The 19671-nt window shown below is 72.9% G+C and carries 21 protein-coding genes and 4 tRNA genes; 13 read left to right on the forward strand and 12 right to left on the reverse strand.

Annotation, left to right across the window (positions count from 1 at the left end):
* Positions 1–42: 42 nt before the first annotated feature.
* Both BUB17_RS10380 and BUB17_RS10385 read right to left on the reverse strand, forming a co-directional pair.
* Complete coding sequence (locus BUB17_RS10380; RefSeq protein ID WP_072917604.1) at positions 43–597, reverse strand: MOSC N-terminal beta barrel domain-containing protein; 555 nt, start codon at positions 595–597, stop codon at positions 43–45.
* Complete coding sequence (locus tag BUB17_RS10385; protein ID WP_083606238.1) at positions 594–1049, reverse strand: HNH endonuclease; 456 nt, start codon at positions 1047–1049, stop codon at positions 594–596. The genes BUB17_RS10380 and BUB17_RS10385 overlap by 4 nt, the downstream gene beginning before the upstream one ends.
* Before the next feature lie 175 nt (positions 1050–1224).
* Here BUB17_RS10385 and BUB17_RS10390 point away from each other — a divergent pair, with 175 nt between their 5' ends.
* A complete protein-coding gene (locus BUB17_RS10390; protein WP_072917607.1) occupies positions 1225–1773 on the forward strand; it encodes a dihydrofolate reductase family protein in 549 nt (182 codons plus the stop codon).
* Positions 1774–1821: 48 nt separating this feature from the next.
* Here BUB17_RS10390 and BUB17_RS10395 read toward each other — a convergent pair.
* From BUB17_RS10395 to BUB17_RS10410, 4 genes are all read right to left on the reverse strand, one after another.
* A tRNA-Val gene (locus BUB17_RS10395) sits at positions 1822–1896 on the reverse strand.
* A 25-nt stretch (positions 1897–1921) separates the two neighbouring features.
* Positions 1922–2392, reverse strand: a complete 471-nt coding sequence (locus BUB17_RS10400; protein ID WP_083606239.1) for a TIGR02611 family protein — start codon at positions 2390–2392, stop codon at positions 1922–1924.
* Positions 2393–2406: 14 nt separating this feature from the next.
* Positions 2407–3294 carry an anti-sigma factor domain-containing protein gene (locus tag BUB17_RS10405; protein ID WP_072917610.1) on the reverse strand — a complete coding sequence of 296 codons (888 nt, stop codon included), beginning with the start codon at positions 3292–3294 and terminating at the stop codon, positions 2407–2409.
* The gene (locus BUB17_RS10410) at positions 3291–3941 is read right to left on the reverse strand and encodes a sigma-70 family RNA polymerase sigma factor (RefSeq protein ID WP_083606240.1); all 651 of its coding nucleotides are present in this window, start codon (positions 3939–3941) and stop codon (positions 3291–3293) included. The genes BUB17_RS10405 and BUB17_RS10410 overlap by 4 nt, the downstream gene beginning before the upstream one ends.
* Before the next feature lie 127 nt (positions 3942–4068).
* Between BUB17_RS10410 and BUB17_RS10415 the strand changes: the two genes are divergently transcribed.
* The 4 genes from BUB17_RS10415 to BUB17_RS10430 all read left to right on the forward strand — a co-directional run bounded on the left by BUB17_RS10415 (position 4069) and on the right by BUB17_RS10430 (position 4881).
* Entirely contained in the window at positions 4069–4512 is a 444-nt protein-coding gene (locus tag BUB17_RS10415) for an SsgA family sporulation/cell division regulator (protein WP_072917615.1), read from the forward strand.
* Positions 4513–4578: 66 nt separating this feature from the next.
* Positions 4579–4651 (forward strand) — tRNA-Gly (locus BUB17_RS10420).
* A 41-nt stretch (positions 4652–4692) separates the two neighbouring features.
* Positions 4693–4763: transfer RNA gene (locus tag BUB17_RS10425), tRNA-Cys, on the forward strand.
* A gap of 46 nt (positions 4764–4809) precedes the next feature.
* Positions 4810–4881 (forward strand) — tRNA-Val (locus tag BUB17_RS10430).
* 150 nt (positions 4882–5031) lie between these two features.
* On the opposite strand, the gene coaE is transcribed toward BUB17_RS10430, so the two are convergent.
* On the reverse strand, positions 5032–5628 hold the full coding sequence (coaE, locus tag BUB17_RS10435; RefSeq protein ID WP_072917618.1) for a dephospho-CoA kinase: 597 nt from the start codon (positions 5626–5628) through the stop codon (positions 5032–5034).
* Between the two features lie 144 nt (positions 5629–5772).
* On the opposite strand from coaE, the gene BUB17_RS10440 reads away from it, so the two are divergent.
* On the forward strand, positions 5773–6045 hold the full coding sequence (locus tag BUB17_RS10440; protein ID WP_072917621.1) for a hypothetical protein: 273 nt from the start codon (positions 5773–5775) through the stop codon (positions 6043–6045).
* 134 nt (positions 6046–6179) lie between these two features.
* On the opposite strand, the gene rpsA is transcribed toward BUB17_RS10440, so the two are convergent.
* Positions 6180–7640 (reverse strand): 30S ribosomal protein S1, encoded by a 1461-nt coding sequence (gene rpsA / locus BUB17_RS10445; protein ID WP_072917623.1) that lies wholly within the window; start codon positions 7638–7640, stop codon positions 6180–6182.
* Between the two features lie 215 nt (positions 7641–7855).
* Between rpsA and BUB17_RS10450 the strand changes: the two genes are divergently transcribed.
* Positions 7856–8710 carry a class I SAM-dependent methyltransferase gene (locus tag BUB17_RS10450; RefSeq protein WP_083606241.1) on the forward strand — a complete coding sequence of 285 codons (855 nt, stop codon included), beginning with the start codon at positions 7856–7858 and terminating at the stop codon, positions 8708–8710.
* A 10-nt stretch (positions 8711–8720) separates the two neighbouring features.
* Here BUB17_RS10450 and BUB17_RS10455 read toward each other — a convergent pair whose 3' ends face one another.
* On the reverse strand, positions 8721–9296 hold the full coding sequence (locus BUB17_RS10455; RefSeq protein ID WP_072917626.1) for a GNAT family N-acetyltransferase: 576 nt from the start codon (positions 9294–9296) through the stop codon (positions 8721–8723).
* Between the two features lie 96 nt (positions 9297–9392).
* The gene (gene polA / locus BUB17_RS10460; protein WP_072917628.1) at positions 9393–12137 is read right to left on the reverse strand and encodes a DNA polymerase I; all 2745 of its coding nucleotides are present in this window, start codon (positions 12135–12137) and stop codon (positions 9393–9395) included.
* A 145-nt stretch (positions 12138–12282) separates the two neighbouring features.
* On the opposite strand from polA, the gene BUB17_RS10465 reads away from it, so the two are divergent.
* Entirely contained in the window at positions 12283–12687 is a 405-nt protein-coding gene (locus BUB17_RS10465; RefSeq protein ID WP_072917631.1) for a PaaI family thioesterase, read from the forward strand.
* Between the two features lie 60 nt (positions 12688–12747).
* Here BUB17_RS10465 and BUB17_RS10470 read toward each other — a convergent pair whose 3' ends face one another.
* Complete coding sequence (locus BUB17_RS10470) at positions 12748–13062, reverse strand: hypothetical protein (protein ID WP_072917634.1); 315 nt, start codon at positions 13060–13062, stop codon at positions 12748–12750.
* A 368-nt stretch (positions 13063–13430) separates the two neighbouring features.
* Between BUB17_RS10470 and BUB17_RS10475 the strand changes: the two genes are divergently transcribed.
* The 5 genes from BUB17_RS10475 to BUB17_RS10495 all read left to right on the forward strand — a co-directional run bounded on the left by BUB17_RS10475 (position 13431) and on the right by BUB17_RS10495 (position 18232).
* Complete coding sequence (locus tag BUB17_RS10475; protein WP_083606242.1) at positions 13431–14702, forward strand: branched-chain amino acid ABC transporter permease; 1272 nt, start codon at positions 13431–13433, stop codon at positions 14700–14702.
* 3 nt (positions 14703–14705) lie between these two features.
* Positions 14706–15704 carry a branched-chain amino acid ABC transporter permease gene (locus BUB17_RS10480; RefSeq protein ID WP_072917636.1) on the forward strand — a complete coding sequence of 333 codons (999 nt, stop codon included), beginning with the start codon at positions 14706–14708 and terminating at the stop codon, positions 15702–15704.
* Positions 15694–16764: an ABC transporter ATP-binding protein gene (locus BUB17_RS10485; protein WP_072917639.1), complete on the forward strand. Its 1071-nt coding sequence runs from the start codon at positions 15694–15696 to the stop codon at positions 16762–16764. Before BUB17_RS10480 ends, BUB17_RS10485 begins: the two co-directional genes overlap by 11 nt.
* A complete protein-coding gene (locus BUB17_RS10490) occupies positions 16761–17633 on the forward strand; it encodes an ABC transporter ATP-binding protein (RefSeq protein ID WP_208983363.1) in 873 nt (290 codons plus the stop codon). The genes BUB17_RS10485 and BUB17_RS10490 overlap by 4 nt, the downstream gene beginning before the upstream one ends.
* Positions 17634–17812: 179 nt before the next feature.
* Positions 17813–18232, forward strand: a complete 420-nt coding sequence (locus BUB17_RS10495; protein ID WP_072917640.1) for a DUF7712 family protein — start codon at positions 17813–17815, stop codon at positions 18230–18232.
* A gap of 69 nt (positions 18233–18301) precedes the next feature.
* Here the strand turns inward: BUB17_RS10495 and BUB17_RS10500 are convergent, their stop codons facing one another.
* The gene (locus tag BUB17_RS10500) at positions 18302–19648 is read right to left on the reverse strand and encodes an ABC transporter substrate-binding protein (protein ID WP_072917642.1); all 1347 of its coding nucleotides are present in this window, start codon (positions 19646–19648) and stop codon (positions 18302–18304) included.
* Between the last annotated feature and the right edge of the window lie 23 nt (positions 19649–19671).

A 19671-nucleotide genomic window follows, 5' to 3' on the forward strand; every position in this document is an offset into this window, starting at 1 on the left:
AGTGCGCGGTGCGTGGTCCCCCGGAGACGCCGCCCGACCGGATCAGGACGGCAGGACCTCGGCGCGGTCCCCGACCCGCACCGTCCCGGGCCGCCGCACCTCGGCGTAGACCCCGAGGCAGTGCTTGGGGGTACGGGTGACCGACACCTCGACCTCGCCGAGGCGCACGGTGCGCCCGACCCACGAGCGCTCGTCCTCGCCCTCGGGCAGGTCCAGCAGCAGGTTGGCGCGCGGATCGTCGGCCGAGCAGCCCTCCGGGACGTCGCCGGCGTCGGCGCGCGCGATCGCCCCGCGGCTGACCAGGTGCACCGCAGCCGCGTCCACCTGCGGCTGGCCGGACCGCTGCAGGCGCACCGGCCGGCCCAGCACCTCGGTGAGGGTGATCGTGTCGGCCTCGTCGTCCCCGGTGGCGACGACCTCGGCCATCCGCGGGGTGGTCTTCACCGTCACCCGCTCCCCCGTCGTGGCGTCGACGACGGTCCAGGCCCGGTCGCCGACCAGCCCCGCCGGGCCGACCTCGGCCTCCCGCACCGTCCGCCCGGCCAGGCTCTTCACCGGGTAGACGCTCACCTGCACGACGCTGCCCGCTCCGGTCACGAGGCGACCGTACGTGGATCCGTCGCGGCGGGCGGCCGGCGGCGCAGGCGGCGGCGCTGGGCGTCCAGGTAGGGCCGCGCGCGGCGCTGGCCACCCTGGCGGTCGATGGCCTCCTGCAGGGCGTCGAGCGCCCGGGCCAGCCGGCCGGCGTCGGGCTGCCAGCCGCGCCGCTCGCACTCCTCGAGCCAGTCCACCGGCGCCCGGTGCCCGCGCTCGGCGTTGCAGCGACGGCAGGCGGCGACCTCGTTGGCCGGCCACGACGGGCCGCCCTTGAGCCGGGGGATGACGTGCTCGGTGGTCGGCGGGACCAGGCCGCCGAGGACCCGGCCGCACCAGATGCAGGTGTCGCCGTCGCGCTCCAGGGCCTCGGTGAGGCGTTGAGCGCGTCCCGGCCGGCGCGGACGAACGGGCACGGGCGGGGCTGGCGACCGGCGGCGGGACATCTGCTCCATCGTCCTCCTCGGGGACGCTCCGTGCCGGGACCGGGCTCCCCGTCGAGCACCTCCGCACCGTCTCGGAACGGCGCGCTGCCCACCGATGAGGAACCGGTACGACGAAGGTCTCCCTCGACGACGACCACCACCGGACCCGCGACCGCCGGGCCGGACCAGACGCGGAGGAGCAGTCATGGGCGCGATCAGGGTGCACGAGTTCACGACCGTCGACGGGGTCGTCGACGCCCCGATGTGGACGATGGACTACGGCTTCCCCGACGACCTGGCCGCGTCCATCGGCGCGCTCACGGCCCCGGCACAGGGCATCCTGCTCGGCCGGACCACCTTCGAGATGTTCGCGCCGGCCTGGTCGGGCCGCACCGCCGAGGACGACCCCGGCGCGCCGTTCTTCAACGACACGACGAAGTACGTCGTCTCCGCGACGCTGACCGACGCCGAGTCGACGTGGCGCAACTCCACCGCGGTCGGCGGCTACGACGCCGGCCGGGTGCACGAGCTCAAGGCGCAGGGCGACCTCTACGTGAGCGGCAGCGCCACGCTCGTGCGCGCGCTGCTCGCCGACGGCCTGGTCGACGAGCTGCACCTGTACGTCTACCCACTCGCCGTCGGCAGCGGCATCCGGCTCTTCCCCGAGGGCAGCGCACAGCAGCTGTCGCTGCTCGACGTGGAGCGCCTCAGCAACGGGGTGGCCCACCTGACCTACGGCCCGGCCACCACCTGACTGTCGGACGACGAGAGGCCCGGATCCGTGGACCCGGGCCTCTCGTGCTGGTGGGCGATACTGGGTTCGAACCAGTGACCTCTTCGGTGTGAACGAAGCGCTCTACCACTGAGCCAATCGCCCCTGCGGCAGCCATTCTGCCAGACGCTCAGCGCCAGAGTGGCACCCACCCCGGCACCCAGTCGGGGACGCCCATGACGTGCAGCACGACCACCAGGACGCCGTAGACGAAGGCGGCGGTGGCCAGTGCGACCGCCGCCCGCACCCACGCCCGCTGCCGGCCCAGCCACTCGGTCCACGCCCGGACGTGCCGCCGCGTGAAGTCCAGCAGCCGCTCCGCCCAGGTGAACTCGGTGGCCAGCAGGAAGAGCCCGGTGATGACGGTGAGCCAGCCCGGCCCGGGCAGCGGGATGGTGACCAGCCCGAAGGCCACGACGAGGCCGCCGACCGCGCCCACGACCAGGCGGTAGCCGTGGTCGAGGGGACGGCGGGCGGCCAGGCGCCGGCGCCAGTGCGTGGTGGCGACGCGCTCTCGCAGGCTGCGGTGGCTGTGCTCAGCGTGGGCCCGCCGCGCACCGGACGCCGGGGCACCGGCCTGACCCGCGACGGACGGGGTCACCGTCTCCGGACCGTTCAGCTGGGCACCTCCCCGGACGCCACGATGTCGCTCGGCTCCGGCGGAGCCTGCCGGCCGGGCTCGAGGCTCACCGCATAGCCGGTGTACCCGTCCAGCCCGGACGCCCCGGAGCCTACGGTCCAGAGGGCCGGTTGCGGGGACGTGACGTCGAAGGTGCCGAGCGGTGTGGCCGAGCCCGCGTTGGTCCCCCACACCACGTAGGTCTGGTCCTGCACGTCGTTCGGCGCCAGGCCCTGGGAGACCACCTGCACCTGGTCATCGCGGGCGACGACGGTGGCCACCGTCGTGCCGTCGGCCGCCATCGGCGCGATCGTCGCCTGGCCGGGGGTCAGCAGCGCCTCCACCAGCCGGGCCTGCTCGGCGGCGGTGGCCTGCGCCTCCTCCCGCGCCGAGCTGAGCACCACGTTCCAGGTGCCCAGGGCCAGGATCGCCGCGACCGCGGCGGCCACGAGGGCGTTGGGCAGCACGCGGCGCCAGCTGGGCTGCGGCCCCGCCGGGCCCAGCGGGAGCGGCGCCCGGTGCGACCCCGACGGCCGGCCCTCGGGCTGTCGTCCGGGAGCGGGGGCGTCCGCGGCGACGGGCGGCAGCGGCTGCGCCGTCCGCTCGCCGTCGCCGGCCGGGCGGGGCAGCTGCGCGGTCTCCTCCACGGCGGCCCGCAGCCGGGCGCGCAGCCGCTCCGGAGGGTCCGCAGGCGGCAGGTCGCCGGCCAGGGCCCCCATGACGTCGGTGGTCTCGGCCACCGTCTGCCGGCACCGGGAGCAGGTGGGCAGGTGCGCGGCGAAGAGCTCCTCGTCCTCCGGCTCGAGCGCGTGCAGCGCCCACCCGACGGCGAGTTCGTCGAAGGACTCGTGCGGTCCGCGACGCGGGTCCTGGGGCGCGCTCACCGGCTCGTCCCGTCCGCCGGCGCGGACGCCCCGAGCGCGCCGCCCCGGGCGACACCCGTGGCGCCGCCGAGCTCCTCCCGCAGCCGGCGCATCCCGGCGAGCATGCGCGTCTTCACCGTGCCCAGCGGCGTGCTGGTCAACGCCGCGACCTCCCGCTGTGTGTAGCCGCCGTCGTAGGCCAGGGTGAGCGCCTCCCGCTGGGGAGCCGGCAGTGCGCTCAGCGCGCCGCGCACCTGCTCGGACACCACCCTGCTCCACGCCTCGTCCTCCACGTCCCGGGACGACGTCGGGGTGGAGCGGACCAGGTCCTCCTCCGCCCGGCTCTGCCGACGGCGGTGAGACTCCTCCCGGCGGACGGCGTCGACGGCCTTGTGGTGGACCATCGCCAGGAGCCAGGAGGAGAAGGAGCCACGGGCGGCGTCGAAGGCTCCCGGGTCGCGCCAGACGCTGAGGAACACGTCCTGCACCACGTCCTCGGCCAGGACGTCGTCGGCGAGGATCCGCCGCGCGAGCGCGAAGGCCGGGCGGCTGTACCGGTCGTAGAGCTCGTCGACGGCGCTCCCGTCGCCCGCGCGCATGCGCAGGACGAGGTCGGCGCCCGCGGGGCCGTCCCCGACGCGCCGTCCCGGACTGCTCACGAGGCCCATCGTCACACGCGGTCTTCGCGACAGGCGGGCGACGCGGTTCAGGTGCGCCCGGAAGGGGCACTCAGAGGTCGATGCGCCCGATGAGTCCCGGGCGTCACCTCGGTCAGGGAAGGTCGTTGTTGGAGACATGAGCAACCGCGCCACGCCTGGGTACACGTGTCCGACGACGCTGCACCTCGTCGGCCCGCAGTCGTGGACAGAGGTCCCCGCGCTGCTGAGCTACGAGGTCAGCGACCCCTTCGCCGTGCGGATCACCTTCGGCGACCACGCCGAGGAGGACGGCATCTCCTGGCTCGTGGGCCGCGACCTGCTCCAGGCCGCCCTCGACCAGCCGGCGGGCGAGGGTGACGTGCGGCTGTGGCCGTCACGTACCTCGGGCGACGTCCTCTTCCTGCACCTGCGCGCGCCTTCCGGTGAGGCGCTGTTCGAGGTCTCCCGCGGCACGGTCGCCGGGTTCCTGCAGCTGACCGCCAGCGTCGTCCCCTTCGGCGAGGAGTCCTCGGTCCTCGAGGTGGACGGGGAACTGGCCGCCCTGCTGTCCAACGGCGGCGCCGACCCGACGGGTCGGTGACCACCGGGGGACCCCCGTGAACCCCCCTCCGCGGGTCGGGTATCGTTCCCCCTGCACGACAGCAACGCGGACGTGGCTCAGTTGGTAGAGCATCACCTTGCCAAGGTGAGGGTCGCGGGTTCGAATCCCGTCGTCCGCTCGGAACCTCGGGCGCTGGTCGCGAGACCGGCGCCCGTGTGCGGTGGAGTGGCCGAGAGGCGAGGCAACGGCCTGCAAAGCCGTCTACACGGGTTCAAATCCCGTCTCCACCTCGGCCACCGCCGAGTGCGGTGGAGCGGCCGGCCAGCAGGCCGGATCGGGCGATTGGCTCAGTGGTAGAGCGCTACCTTGACACGGTAGAGGTCACTGGTTCGAACCCAGTATCGCCCACAGGCAGGAGAGGCCCGGGTCCCGCGGATCCGGGCCTCGCTGCTGTCCGGGGACCGCCCCGCTCCGATCCCGGCCACAGCCACGTGCACCCGGCTCGGGGCAGGCAGGCCGCCGGGACCACGGATCACCGACCACGCGGCGAGTACGCCGTCAGCCGGGGGCAGGCGCCACCCGCTCGGCCCAGAAGCGCTCCACCTGCACCTCGAGGTCCTCGACGCTGCCGCTGTTGTCCAGCACGACGTCGGCCACCGCCCGGCGCTGCTCGTCACTGGCCTGCGCGGCGATCCGCGCGCGGGCGTCGTCCTCGGACAGCCCCCGGCCGACCAGCCGCCGCACGCGGGTGTCCAGGTCGGCCTCCACGACGAGCACCAGGTCGTAGGAGCCGGCCTGACCGGTCTCGACGAGCAGCGGCACGTCCTGCACCACCACCGCGTCCGGTGGCGCGGCAGCGACCAGCTCGGTGGCCCGCGCCCGGACGAGCGGGTGCACGATGCCGTCCAGCCGGCGGCGGGCGTCGGGGTCGGCGAACACGACCGCGGCCAGGGCCGGACGGTCCAGGGCGCCCTCGGGAGTGAGCACCCCACGGCCGAACGCCGCGACGACGGCTTCGAGTCCCGGTGTCCCCGGCTCGACGACCTCACGGGCGAGGCGGTCGGCGTCCACGACCCGCGCGCCGCGGGCGGCGAGCAGCCCGGCCACGGTGCTCTTGCCCGATCCGATCCCGCCGGTCAACCCGATCCGCAGCACACACGGACCGTAGCCAGCGCTCGGGGAACGATCACGGACGGGTAACACCCGCCCGCGCCGTCCGGCGCGTCGCTCCAGTCACACGCGTCCCATCGGCAACTCTCTGCTCGGCGATCTTCCCCGCCCAGAGAGGCAGAACCGACCATGTCCCGTCCCGCGCACGCCGCCCCCTCGTCGACCCCCACCGCCACCCCTCGCGGCCCCGGTCGGCACCGGCTCGACCGCCCGGCCGGCGTGCGGTGCACGGACCTGCCGATGGTCCGCGAGCGGCTGGAGCGCGCGGGCGGCGCCCGTCCCCGCAACGCGTTCCTGCGCTGGCTGTCGGCGACCGCCCCGGCCGGCCGGCACACCTGGCAGTTCCTCGCCACCAGCGGCGCCCGCCCGCGCACCGCGTTCGCGATCATCCTCAGCCTCTGAGAAAGGACCCCGTCCCGGGACGGGGCCGCACAAGCGTCCCTCCACGGGGATGGGAGGGACGACCGAGGCCCGGTACCCCGCGGGGTACCGGGCCTCGGCCTCAAGTGGTGCTGCTCAGCTGCGCTGAGCGGGGATCACTCGCCGCCGGCGAGCTTGGCCCGCAGCGCGGCCAGCGCCTCGTCGCTGGCGAGGGTGCCGCCCGACGTGTCGCTGACCTCCGCCTCACCGCTGGAGTAGTTGCCCCCGGCCGCAGCTTCGGCGTCGGCCTCGCGGGCCGCGGCGATCTGCTTGCGGTGCGCCTCGAAGCGCGCCTGGGCCTCGGCGTACTGCCGCTCCCACGTCTCGCGGGCCTCGTCGAAGCCCTCGAGCCACTCGCCGGTCTCCGGGTCGAAGCCCTCGGGGTAGATGTAGTTGCCCTGCTCGTCGTAGGACGCGGCCATCCCGTAGGCGGCGGGGTCGAACTGCTCCTCGTCGCCGACGACGCCCTCGTTGGCCTGCTTCAGCGACAGCGAGATCCGGCGCCGGTCGAGGTCGATGTCGATGACCTTGACGAGGATCTCGTCGCCGACCTGCACGACCTGCTCGGGGATCTCCACGTGGCGCTCGGCCAGCTCGGAGATGTGCACCAGGCCCTCGATGCCCTCGTCGACGCGGACGAACGCACCGAAGGGCACCAACTTGGTGACCTTGCCGGGCACGACCTGGCCGATCTGGTGGGTCCGGGCGAACTGACGCCACGGGTCCTCCTGCGTCGCCTTCAGCGACAGCGAGACCCGCTCGCGGTCCAGGTCGACGTCGAGCACCTCGACGGTGACCTCCTGGCCCACCTCGACGACCTCGGACGGGTGGTCGATGTGCTTCCAGGACAGCTCGGAGACGTGCACCAGGCCGTCGACCCCACCCAGGTCCACGAAGGCACCGAAGTTGACGATCGAGGAGACGACGCCGGTGCGGACCTGGCCCTTGGCGAGCTTGTTGAGGAACTCGCTGCGGACCTCGGACTGGGTCTGCTCCAGCCACTGCCGGCGGGAGAGGACGACGTTGTTGCGGTTCTTGTCGAGCTCGATGATCTTCGCCTCGAGCTCGCGGCCCACGTAGGGCTGCAGGTCGCGGACGCGGCGCATCTCGACCAGCGAGGCGGGGAGGAACCCGCGCAGGCCGATGTCGAGGATGAGACCACCCTTGACGACCTCGATGACGGTGCCGGTGACGACCTCGTCGGCTTCCTTCTTCGCCTCGATCGTGCCCCAGGCGCGCTCGTACTGGGCGCGCTTCTTGGACAGGATCAGGCGGCCTTCCTTGTCCTCCTTCTGGAGGACGAGGGCTTCCACCTCGTCGCCGACGCTGACGACCTCGTTGGGGTCGACGTCGTGCTTGATGGACAGCTCGCGCGAGGGGATGACGCCCTCGGTCTTGTAGCCGATGTCCAGCAGCACCTCGTCCCGGTCGACCTTGACGATGACGCCTTCGACGATGTCGCCGTCGTTGAAGTACTTGATCGTCTGGTCGATCGCTGCGAGGAAGTCCTCGGCGGTGCCGATGTCGTTGACGGCGACCTGGGGGGTGCTGTTAGGACGGACCTGGGTGGAGGTCATGTGGTCGAGTGCTCCGGACGGGGGGTGCGTAGGGACAGGACGACCCGCGGCCGGATGACCGCGGGGAGCGGGGAGAGCCGGCGCGCGCCGATCCCCTGGCGGGTTCAGCACTGACAGACCTCTGGCGCGCCCCCATGGTACGGAGCCGGGGACCAGCCGGTCCACCTGGGTCGAGCACCGCTCCGGACCCCGCGGCGTGTCACGATCGGCGTGTCATGGACACCCCGGTCGCTCCCCCGCCCGACCTGCTCCTCGCCGACGACGGCTATCCGGCGCCGAGCGGCGTCGCCCGCCGGCCGGCGGGCTCGACGGAGTCGGTCCGGGCCAACCGGCGCTGGTGGGACGCCGCGGCACCGGCCTACCTCGCCGAGCACGGCGACGACCTGGGGGACGTCGACTTCCTGTGGTGCCCCGAGGGCCTGCGCGAGGCCGAGGCACACCTGCTCGGGGAGGTCGCCGGGCGCCGGGTGCTCGAGGTCGGCTGCGGGTCCGCGCCGTGCTCGCGGTGGCTGCGCCGCGAGGGGGCCGACGTCGTGGCGCTCGACCTCTCCGGCGGGATGCTGGCCCGCGCCGCCGAGCTCAACCGCGCCACCGGCATCGACGTCCCCCTGCTGCAGGCCGACGTCGGAGCGCTGCCGCTGGCCTCGGCGAGCGTGGACATCGCCTGCTCGGCGTTCGGCGGGCTGCCCTTCGTCGCCGACGTCGAGGCGGCACTGGCGCAGGTGGCCCGCGTGCTGCGTCCGGGCGGGCGGTTCGTCGCCTCGGTGAACCACCCGATGCGCTGGCCGCTGCCGGACTCCCCCGACCCGGAGGACCTGCGGGTCGTGTCCTCCTACTTCGACCGGACGCCGTACGTGGAGACCGGCGAGGACGGCCGGGCCGTCTACGTCGAGCACCACCGCACGGTCGGCGACTGGGTGCGCGCCGTCGTCGGGGCAGGGCTGGTCCTCGACGACCTGCTCGAACCGGAGTGGACGCCCGGCCGCACGCAGGAGTGGGGGCAGTGGTCCCCCGCCCGCGGGGCGCTGGTCCCCGGGACGCTGGTCCTGGTCTGCTCGAAGCCGGCGTGAGGCCCTGGCGTCACCAGACGTCGCCGTCGCGCCAGTCGCAGGTCAGGCTGCCGTCGAGGTCGAGCGGCACGACGCCGGGGAGGACGAGGACCGCTCCGTCGGCGTCCGGGGTGCGGACGGTCCCGGCCGGGCCGAGGACGGACGTCGGGCCGCGCCACCGCTGCCAGCCGCGGGCGGTGTAGAGGGCGGCGCCGTCGTCCGTCGCACCCAGCGCGCCCAGCTCGTAGGCGCCGCGGACGACGTCCTCCAGCGCGGCCATGACGGCCGAGGCGACGCCGTTGCGCCGGCGGGCCGACGGAACAGCGACGGCCTCGACGTGACCGGTGCGCAGCGCCCGGCCGCCGTGGATGAGGCGGCGCTGGACGACGGCACCGTGGCCGACCAGCTCACCGTCGGCCCACGCCAGCGCGTGCAGCCCGCCGAGGGCGTGGTCCCAGTCCGCATCGTCGAAGTCGTCGTGGAACGCGTCGTCGAGCAGCGCCCGGGCCGCGCCGAGGGTCCGCGCGGGCACGCGGGCGGTGTGCAGGAGCTCGACGGCAACCACCCGACGATCCTCGCAGCTCGACCCTCGACCTGATGTCGACATCGAGGGTCTCGCATGCCGAGCTCGTGCGCTGATGCGCAGTCCTGCCCGGGCGGATTCAACTGCGCGCACGCGCACACCGTTGCCGCTGACGCCGCCTCAGTGGGCGGCCTCGTTCCAGGTCCGGCCGAAGCCGACCGAGACCTCCAGCGGCACCGAGAGCTGCGCGGCGCCGGCCATCTCGCGGCGCACCAGGGCCACCAGCGCCTCCCGCTCCCCCGGCGCCGCCTCGAGCACGAGCTCGTCGTGCACCTGCAGCAGCATCCGGGAGCGCAGGCCCTCGTCGGCGATGGCCTGCTCCACCCGCAGCATGGCCACCTTGATGACGTCGGCCGCCGACCCCTGGATGGGGGCGTTGAGCGCCATCCGCTCGGCCATCTGGCGACGCTGCCCGTTGTCGCTGGTCAGGTCGGGCAGGTAGCGGCGGCGGCCCAGCGTCGTCTCGGTGTAGCCGGTCTGCCGGGCGTCGTCGACCACTCCGTCGAGGTACTGCCGGATCCCGCCGAAGCGCTCGAAGTAGGCGTGCATCTGCTCGCGCGCCTCCTCGGTGGAGATCCGCAGCTGCGCGGCCAGCCCGTAGGCGGACAGCCCGTAGGCCAGGCCGTAGCTCATCGCCTTGATCCGGCGGCGCATCTCCGGGTCGACGTCCTCGATCGGGATGTTGTAGGCCCGCGAGGCGACGAAGGAGTGCAGGTCCTCCCCCGAGGTGAAGGCCTCGATGAGCCCCTCGTCGCCGGAGAGGTGCGCCATGATCCGCATCTCGATCTGGCTGTAGTCCGCCGTCATCAGCGACTCGTAGCCGGAACCGACGACGAACGCCTGCCGGATCCGCCGGCCCTCGGCCGTGCGGATCGGGATGTTCTGCAGGTTCGGGTCGATCGAGGACAGCCGGCCGGTGGCGGCGATCGTCTGCTGGAACGTCGTGTGGATCCGTCCGGCGTCGTCGACCATGGGGATCAGGCCGTCGATGACGGTGCGCAGCCGGGTCACGTCGCGGTGCCGCAGCAGGTGCTCGAGGAACGGGTGGCCGGTCTGCGCCAGCAGGTTGGTCAGCGCCTCGGCGTCCGTCGTGTAGCCGGACTTGATCTTCTTGGTCTTCGGCAGCCCCAGCTCGTCGAAGAGCACCGCCTGCAGCTGCTTGGGCGAGCCGAGATTCACCTCACGGCCGATCACCGCGTAGGCCTCGGCGGCCGCGGCGGCCACGCCGTCGGCGAACTCCCGCTGCAGCTCGCGCAGGAAGTCCAGGTCCGCGGCGATGCCGCGCTCCTCCATGCGGGCCAGCACGAAGGTCAGCGGCAGCTCGAGCTCCTCGAGCAGCGAGTCGCCGCCGCGCTGACCGAGCAGGGAGTCCAGCGCGTCGGAGAGGTCGTTGACGGCGACGGCCTTGAGGACGTCGGCGTGCGCGGCCTCGCGGGCGAGGTCCTCCTCCGACGGCCCCATCCCGTCGAGGGTCAGCTGGGACTCCTCGGCGACCGAGTCCTTCAGCTCGCGGCGCAGGTACCGGACGGCGAGGTCGCCCAGGTCGAAGGAGCGCTGGCCGGGCAACGCCAGGTAGGCGGCCAGCGCCGTGTCGCTGACCACGCCGGCGAGATCCCAGCCGCGTGCCCAGACCGCCAGCAGCGGCCCCTTGACCTCGTGCACGACCTTCTGTGCGTCCGGGTCGGCCAGCCAGTCGGCCAGCGCCTGCTCGTCGGCGGCGTCGAGGTCGGGACCCAGGTCGACGAAGGTGGCGTGGTCGTCGCCGCCGGCGAGCGCGAGGCCGGTCAGCTCACCGGTGCCCCGGCCCCAGGTGCCCCGGAAGATGATGCCGGTGCGGCTGGTGCGCGCGTGCTGGTCCAGCCAGGCGCCGAGCCCGCCGGCGGGCACCTCGTCCTCGGTGACGTCGAAGCCGCCCTCGGCCTCCGGCTCGGCGCTGGTGAGCGTGGCGAACAACCGGTCGCGCAGCACCCGGAACTGCAGGTTGTCGAAGAGGGTGTGCACCTCGTTGCGGTCCCAGGCGCGGACGGCGAGGTCCTGCGGGCCGAGCTCCAGCGCCACCTGCCGGTCGAGTTCGGTGAGCCGGCGGTTCTGCAGCACCGAGGACAGGTGCTCGCGCAGCTTGTCGCCGACCTTGCCCTTCACCGTGTCGACCTGGTCGACCAGCGCGTCGAGCGAGCCGTACTCGCGAACCCACTTCGCCGCGGTCTTCTCCCCCACGCTCGGGATGCTCGGCAGGTTGTCGCTGGGATCGCCTCGCAGCGCCGCGAAGTCCGGGTACTGCGCCGGCGTCAGGTTGTACTTGGCCTCGACCTCCTCCGGGGTGAACCGGGTGAGGTCGGAGACGCCCTTGCGCGGGTACAGCACGGTGACGTGCTCGTTGACCAGTTGCAGGGCGTCGCGGTCACCGGTGCAGATGAGCACGTCCATGCCCTGCTCGACCGCCTGCACGGTGAGGGTGGCGATGACGTCGTCGGCCTCGTAGCCCTCGGCGGTGATGACCGGGACGTGCAGCGCGGCCAGCACCTCCTGGATCAGGCTGACCTGGCCGCGGAAGTCGGTGGGGCTCTCGCTGCGGTTGGCCTTGTACTCCGCGTAGATCTCGCTGCGGAACGTCTTGCGGCCCACGTCGAAGGCGACCGCCACGTGCGTCGGCTGCTCGTCGCGCAGCACGTTGATCAGCATCGAGGTGAAGCCGTAGACAGCGTTGGTCGGCTGCCCGGTCGTCGTCGAGAAGTTCTCGACCGGCAGGGCGAAGAAGGCGCGGTAGGCCAGCGAGTGCCCGTCGAGCAGCAGCAGCCGCGGGCGCGTCCCGTCAGCGGAGGGAAGGGCGGGGCTGGACGCGGAGGCGGAGACCGGAGCGGACATCGCCGCCGATCTTAGGTGCGCCCACCGACCACCCCAGGCACGGCGGCCTCCTGCAGGGTCCCGCCGCGAGCCTGCGAGCGGTGGGGGCAGGGGATCCTTCGACCTGCAGCAGGGTCGTCGCGCGAGCGGTGGTTACCGTGCCCGGGTGACCGTGGACCGCCCCGCCTGGCTCGACGCCGGGCAGATGAGCCCGCTGGACGACAAGCTGGGCATCCGGATCACCGACTTCGACCCCGACCACGTGGTCGCGACGATGCCGGTCGAGGGCAACCAGCAGCCGTTCGGGCTGCTGCACGGCGGGGCCACCTGCTCGCTGGTCGAGACCGTCGGGTCCTGGGCCGCGGCGCTGGGCGCGGGCCCGGGCCGGCAGGCCGTCGGGGTGGAGCTCAACGTCAGCTACCTGAGGGCGGCCACCGAGGGCGTCGTCACCGCCGTCGCCACGCCGGTCCGCCGCGGCCGGACGCTGGCCACCTTCACCATCGAGGTGACCGACGAGCAGGGCCGCGCAACCGCCACCGCCCGCCTCACCTGCATGCTGCTGGCCGCCTGAAGAAGGACCCCGTCCTCCGCACCGCTCGCAGGCTCGCGCGAGCCTCTGGACGGGGCCGCGTCAGCCCTCCGCGGTGCGGGTGACCGGCGGACCGAACCCCATCGGGGCGGAGAACCGTTGCCGCTCGGCCTCGTGCCCGCCGACGGCTCCGACGACGTGCCCGGCACCCACCGGGGCGCGTAGGCCACGGCGGCTGGGAGCAGCGCCGCACCGGTGGTGGACGACGAGGTCGTCGACGGTCACCTGCGGCACGCCGAGGACCACTGACAGCGGGTCGACGCCGAGGACGGCCGGGCCCACGGCCACCTCGCCCATGCCCGCACCGCCGTCCGGGGCGTTCGGACCGGGCAGCCCGGCGAGCAGCACGCGCTGCACCGGGTCGGCGAGCAGCCGACGAGAGCCGGCGGCGGCCGCGGGCCGGTCGGCGGGACGCGCGTCGTGACGCGGGCACGGACACGGGCCCCCTGGACGGTGGCCGGGGAGTGCACCGGACGACCCCCGCGACCACGAGGCGCGCCGCCCGTGGAACGGGCGTGGCGGGTGCGGCGTGTCGCGGACAGGTAACAGCTGGGCCGCGGGACGTCGAACCGCAACACCGCTGGGTTACCGTCCCCCGTCATGCACAGAGCCAGGGAGGTCGAGTGACGCACGCACCAGGCCGTGTACCGGGACGCGGTGCACCCGGGGGACCCGCCCCTGCCCGGCGCCGGTCCGCACGGGGATCCCGTGCACGCGGTGGCCGGATGCTGCTCCGCCTGATCCTGCTGACCGTCCTCGGCGGCCTCGCCCTGGCGCTGGCACCCGGTGCCGCGTCGGCGCAGACCCAGGAGCCTGCGGCCACCGAGCAGGTGTCCGGCACCCTGCGGACCAACGCCAGCGGGCCGATCGAGGGCGTGGAGGTGGTCGTCACGACCGCCGCCGGCGCCGAGGTCGAGACCGTGGAGACCGACGACAACGGCCAGTGGGCGGTGCCGCTGCCCGGTCCGGGCCAGTACACGGTCACCATCGACGCCGACGACCTGCCCGACGGCGTGGTGCTCACCGGCGAGAACACCCGCACGGTCACCGTCGACGCGGGCCGCAACCAGGGCGTGATCATCGCGCTCAGCGACGGCAGCCGGGAGGCCGGCGGTGGCACGGTCCGCTGGGTGCAGTTGCTCGTCGAGGGTCTGCGGTTCGGCCTGCTCATCGCCATGGCGGCGGTCGGCCTCTCGCTGATCTTCGGCACCACCGGGCTGACCAACTTCGCGCACGGCGAACTGGTGACCATCGGCGCGATCGCCGCGTGGTTCATCAACGTCCAGGGCGGCGTGCCGCTGGTGCCGGCCGCACTGATCGCCATGGTGATCGGCGCGGGGGTCGGGGCGCTCAACGAGCTGGCGATCTGGCGGCCGCTGCGCCGTCGCGGCACCGGCCTGGTCGCCGCGCTGGTCATCTCGATCGGCCTGTCGCTGCTGCTGCGCTACCTGTACCAGATCATCTTCGGCGGCGGCTCGGAGGCCTACGCCGACTACCGGGGTCAGCGGGCCGTCGACTACGGCCTGTTCAGGATGACCAACGCCGACCTGTCGTCGATCGTCATCGCGCTCGTCGTCCTGCTGCTGGTGGCGGTCATGCTGCAGCGCACCAAGATCGGCAAGGCGATGCGGGCGGTCTCCGACAACCGCGATCTCGCGGCGTCCTCGGGCATCAACGTCAACCGGGTGATCCTGGTGGTCTGGATGATGGGCGGCGCGCTCGCGGCCCTCGGCGGCGTCCTGCTCGGCCTCTCCGACGAGGTGCAGTGGGACATGGGCTTCCGGCTGCTGCTGCTCATGTTCGCCGGGGTCACCCTCGGCGGTCTCGGCACCGCCTACGGCGCCCTGGTGGGCAGCATCGTGGTGGGTGTCTTCGTGCAGATGTCGACGCTGGTCATCCCGAACGACGTCAAGTACGTCGGCGGGCTGCTCCTGCTGATCGTCATCTTGATCGTGCGGCCGCAGGGCATCCTCGGCAGCCGGGTGAGGGTGGGCTGAACGATGGGTGAGCTGGTCGACGCCCTGGCCGTCGCGCTCAAGGCCGGCCTGGGCTTCCAGGCCGTCTTCCTGGCGCTGCTGGCCATCGGCATCAACGTGCAGTTCGGCTACGCCGGGCTGCTGAACTTCGGGCAGATCGCCTTCGCGATGCTCGGCGGCTACGGCATCGCCGTCTCGGTGAGCCAGTGGGGGCTCAACTTCTGGGTGGGCGTGGCCGTCGGGATCCTCGCCGCCGTCGTCCTCGCGCTGCTGCTGGGTCTGCCGACCCTGCGGCTGCGCGCCGACTACCTGGCCATCGCGACCATCGCGGCGGCCGAGGGGCTGCGGCTGCTGTTCCGCTCGGTGTCGGCGACACCCGTCACCAACGGCACGCGCGGGCTGTCCGGCTTCAACGCCGACTTCGTGGCCCTGGCGCCGTGGGACACCGCCCGCCGCTACGGCATCCTCGGCACCCGGTGGAGCGGCGCCGAGCTGTGGGTGACCGTGGTCGGGTGGCTTCTCGTCGCGCTGTCCTGCCTGCTCATCTGGCTGCTGGTCCGCAGCCCCTGGGGCCGGGTGGTGAAGTCCATCCGCGAGGACGAGGACGCGGTGCGTTCGCTCGGCAAGAACGTCTACGTCTACAAGATGCAGGCGCTGGTCCTCGGCGGTGTGCTGGGCTCTCTGGGCGGCATGGTGTACGCCCTGGGCACCGCGTCGGCCAACCCCGACCAGTACCAGAACGCCAACACCTTCCTGGCCTACGCCGCCCTGATCCTCGGCGGCGCGGCCCGCGTCCTCGGTCCGGTCGTCGGCGCGATGCTGATGTTCTTCATCATCCAGTTCGCCGACACCGGCCTGCGTACGCTGATCGGCAACGGGGTGATCCCCGAGGACCTGCTCTCGGCGACCGACGTGGCTCAGCTCCGGTTCGTGTTGATCGGGCTCGGACTCATGCTGCTGCTGGTCTTCCGACCACAGGGCATCTTCGGCGACCGACGAGAGGTGATGCTCGATGCCCGCTGACCAGACCCCCGGCCGGCCGGCCTCGCACGGCGCGACTGCCTCCGGCGCGACGGCCCCCTCCGGCGCGGCCCCGGGCGCCTCCGCCCCGGAGCACGCCTGGCGGACGGGTGACGCGCCCCGCCGGGTGGCCCAGACGGCGCTCAAGGACCTGCCGTGGGAGGTCGGGGTGGCCAAGCCCGACCCGGCCATCGTCGTCGACGGGGTCACCCGCACCTTCGGCGGGCTCACCGCCGTGTCGGTCGACCACCTGGAGGTCCAGCGCGGCGGTATCACCGGCCTGATCGGGCCCAACGGCGCCGGCAAGACCACGCTGTTCAACCTGCTGACCGGCTTCGACCAGCCCAACACCGGCACGTGGTCGTTCGAGGGCCGCCCGCTGGGCAAGCTGGCGCCGCACCAGGTGGCCCGGCTGGGCGTCGTCCGCACCTTCCAGCTGACCAAGGCGCTGTCCCGGCTCACCGTGCTGCAGAACATGCTGCTCGGTGCTCAGGGGCAGAAGGGTGAGAGCTTCCTGCGCGCCCTGGTGCCCGGGATCTGGCGGGCGCAGGAGCGGGCCAACACCGAGAAGGCGATGGAGCTGCTCACCCGGTTCAAGCTGGACCGGAAGAAGGACGACTTCGCCGGCACGCTCTCCGGTGGTCAGCGCAAGCTGCTGGAGATGGCCCGCGCGCTCATGAGCGACCCGAAGGTCGTCATGCTCGACGAGCCGATGGCCGGCGTGAACCCGGCCCTCACCCAGAGCCTGCTCGGGCACGTCAAGGACCTGCGTGAGCAGGGCATGACGGTCGTCTTCGTCGAGCACGACATGGACGTCGTCCGGGACATCAGCGACTGGGTCGTGGTCATGGCCGCGGGCAAGGTCATCGCGGAGGGCCCGCCGGAGTCCATCAGCCAGAACCAGGCGGTCGTCGACGCCTATCTCGGCGCCCACCACGACGCCCCGCTCACCGTCGAGGAGGAGGACCGCGTCCTCGCCGAGGCCGAGGCGGCCATCGCCCGTGAGGAGAACGCCGACGGCGACGTCATCGGCTCCGACACCCGACGCGAGGAGGACCGATGAGCACGATGAACGACCCCGCCATGGAGGACCCGATGTTCCAGGTCGGGCACTCCGACGGCGGTAGCCCCGACGAGCGGGCCATCGCCGGGGACATGTCCCGGGCGGAGCGGGCCGCCACCCGCGAGGAGCACACGCGGCTTGCCGAGGGCGCGCTGGTGCGGGCCGACGAGCTGGTCGCCGGGTACGTGCCCGGCGTCAACATCCTCAACGGCTGCGACTTCTACCTGCAGGACGGCGAGCTGGTCGGCATCATCGGCCCCAACGGCGCCGGCAAGTCCACGCTGCTCAAGACCCTGTTCGGGCTCATCCCGGTGCGCGCCGGCACGGTCACCCTCCGCGGCGAGGACATCACGTCCGCGCCGGCCCACCGGCTGGTCTCCCTCGGTGTCGGCTACGTGCCGCAGAACAACAACGTGTTCCCCTCCCTCACCATCGAGGAGAACATGCAAATGGGCGCCTACCTGCGGCCGAAGGTCTTCCGCGAGCGCTTCGACTACGTGGCCGACCTGTTCCCGATGCTCGGGGAGCGCCGCAAGATCAAGGCCGGGTCGCTGTCCGGCGGTGAGCGCCAGATGGTGGCCATGGGGCGGGCGCTGATGATGGAGCCGTCCGTCCTGTTGCTCGACGAGCCGTCGGCCGGCCTCTCCCCCGCCTACCAGGACGAGGTCTTCATCCGCTGCCGGCGGATCAACGCCACCGGCGTCTCGATCATCATGGTCGAGCAGAACGCCCGCCGGTGCCTGCAGATCTGCGATCGCGGCTACGTCCTCGACCAGGGCCGCAACGCCTACACCGACACCGGTGAGTCGCTGATGCACGACCCCAAGGTCATCGAGCTGTACCTGGGGACGCTGGCCAAGGCGCACTGAAGAAGGACCCCTCCGCTCCCCACCACTCGGAGAAGGACCCCGTCCCCCTCACCGCTCGCACGCTCGCGGCGAGCCTCTGGACGGGGCCGGCGGGAACCTGGAGGGCGGCCGTTCCAGTGCCTCACCCGGCGCCGGTCCCCTGCTGGGGCCGGCGCCGTCGTGCTGGGTAGGCAGCGGTCATGAACTGGACCTGGGAGCTGCGGTCCCGCGACGGCGGGATGAACGGCCTGGAATTCGCCCGCTGCACGACGGCGAGCGGCTTCTCCCGCGTGCTGGTGCACGCCGCCCCCGCCCAGCTGCACCTGGAGGTGCGGGCGGACGACGGCACGCTGGTGGTCAGCAACGACGCCGACCGGGACGGCGACTACTCCCCCATCACGCTGCTCGAGTTCGACGACGACCGGGTGCGTCGCCGCGAGGTCTGGCCGGGGCCGGAGTTGTACGGGTTGCCGGTCCTGCTGCCCGGCGGCGAGGTCGGCGTCCTCATCACCTGGGAGCACGCCTCCGACCGGAGCTGGTGGCGCTGGTCGGTGGAGTTCTCCAACCACCGGGGCAGGCCGGCCGACTGGGCGCCGGAGGGCCAGCACGTGCAGCGCTGAACCCGTGGACGACGACGGCCCGGCACCCCTGAGGGGTGCCGGGCCGCTGCCCGTGCGGACGGAGCTACCTCAGCGCTGCGGGCCGATGCCCTGCGAGTTGAGGCTCTCGATGATGCGCGCGGACTCCTCGAAGCCGATCACCACGACGGCGTCGGGGGCGAAGTCCACCATCTGCTGGACCTCGGCGTCGTAGTTCGCCGCCTGCGGGTCGTAGGTCAGCGTCTGGATGCTGTCCTCGGCCAGGCCCGCCGCGATCAGGTTCTCCCGGGTGTTCTCCATCAGACCGGTGCCGTACGGGTCGTTGAGCGCCATGATCCCGACGGTGTTGTTGCCGTCGTTGATGATCAGGTCCGACAGCGCCCGGGCCTGCAGCGTGTCCGGGGGCGCGCTGCGGAAGTACAGCCCGTTGTCGTTGTAGTCGGTGAACTGGTCGGAGGTGTTCGCCGGCGAGAACTGGACGACGCCGGAACCGGTGATCCGGTCGATGACGGTCAGGCTGACACCCGAGGACGCCGCGCCGATGATGGCGTTGACGCCGCCCTGCAGCAGGCGGTCGACCGTCTGGGTGGCGGTGTCGGTCGAGGCGTCACCGGAGTCACCCTCGATGAGCTGGACCGGCTGGCCCAGCACGCCGCCGGCGGCGTTGATGTCGTTGACCGCCAGGCGGGCGCCGGCGACCTCGGGCGGGCCGAGGAAGGCGAGGTTCCCGGTCAGCGGCAGCAGGGTCCCGATCACCAGCGGCTCGCCGGTGGCGCCGGGCGCGGCGTACGCCGGGCCCTCGTCCGTGGTGGCGTTGGCGCTGTCCCCGGCGAGGACGAAGTCGGTGGCGGCCTCGTCGAGCTGGTTGTCCTCCCCGAACTGCAGGATGCCGAAGCTCGCCTCCGCCGGCTCACCGGCGTCGGCGAAGCTGAGCGGACCGGAGATGCCGTTGTAGTCGACGTTCCCGCCGTTGTTGATGATCTCCAGGCAGGCCGCGAAGTCGGTGCAGGCCTCGCCACCCACGGTGATCCCGTTGATGAACTCCTTGAAGACGTTCGCGTCGTTGGTGCCGGCCGCCTGCGCGGCGAGCGCCGTCACCACCACCGCGTCGTAGGTCTCGCCGGCGTAGTTGTAGTCCTGCAGGTTCGGGTCGATCTCGCGCAGCCGGTCGGTGAACTCCGAGCCGAGGTCGGTGAGCGGTGTCGTGCCCTTCATGCCGGCCAGGGAGCCCGGCGCGGTGAAGGACTCACCGAGCGCGTTGCCCATGTTGCCGTCGGTGCCGTAGACGTTGACCTGTCGCTCGCCGCCGCCGGTTCCGCCGGCCGCGTCGCCACCGCCACCGGCGCTGCTGTCGTCGCCACCGCCGCCACAGGCGGTCAGGACGAGGAGGGCCGCGGCCGCGACGGCGGCGTTGCGCGCGAGGATGCCTGTGCGCATCAAACAACTCCCACTGTGGTGTC

Source organism: Geodermatophilus obscurus, assembly GCF_900143215.1.
GTDB classification, from domain to species: Bacteria; Actinomycetota; Actinomycetes; order Mycobacteriales; family Geodermatophilaceae; genus Geodermatophilus; species Geodermatophilus obscurus_A.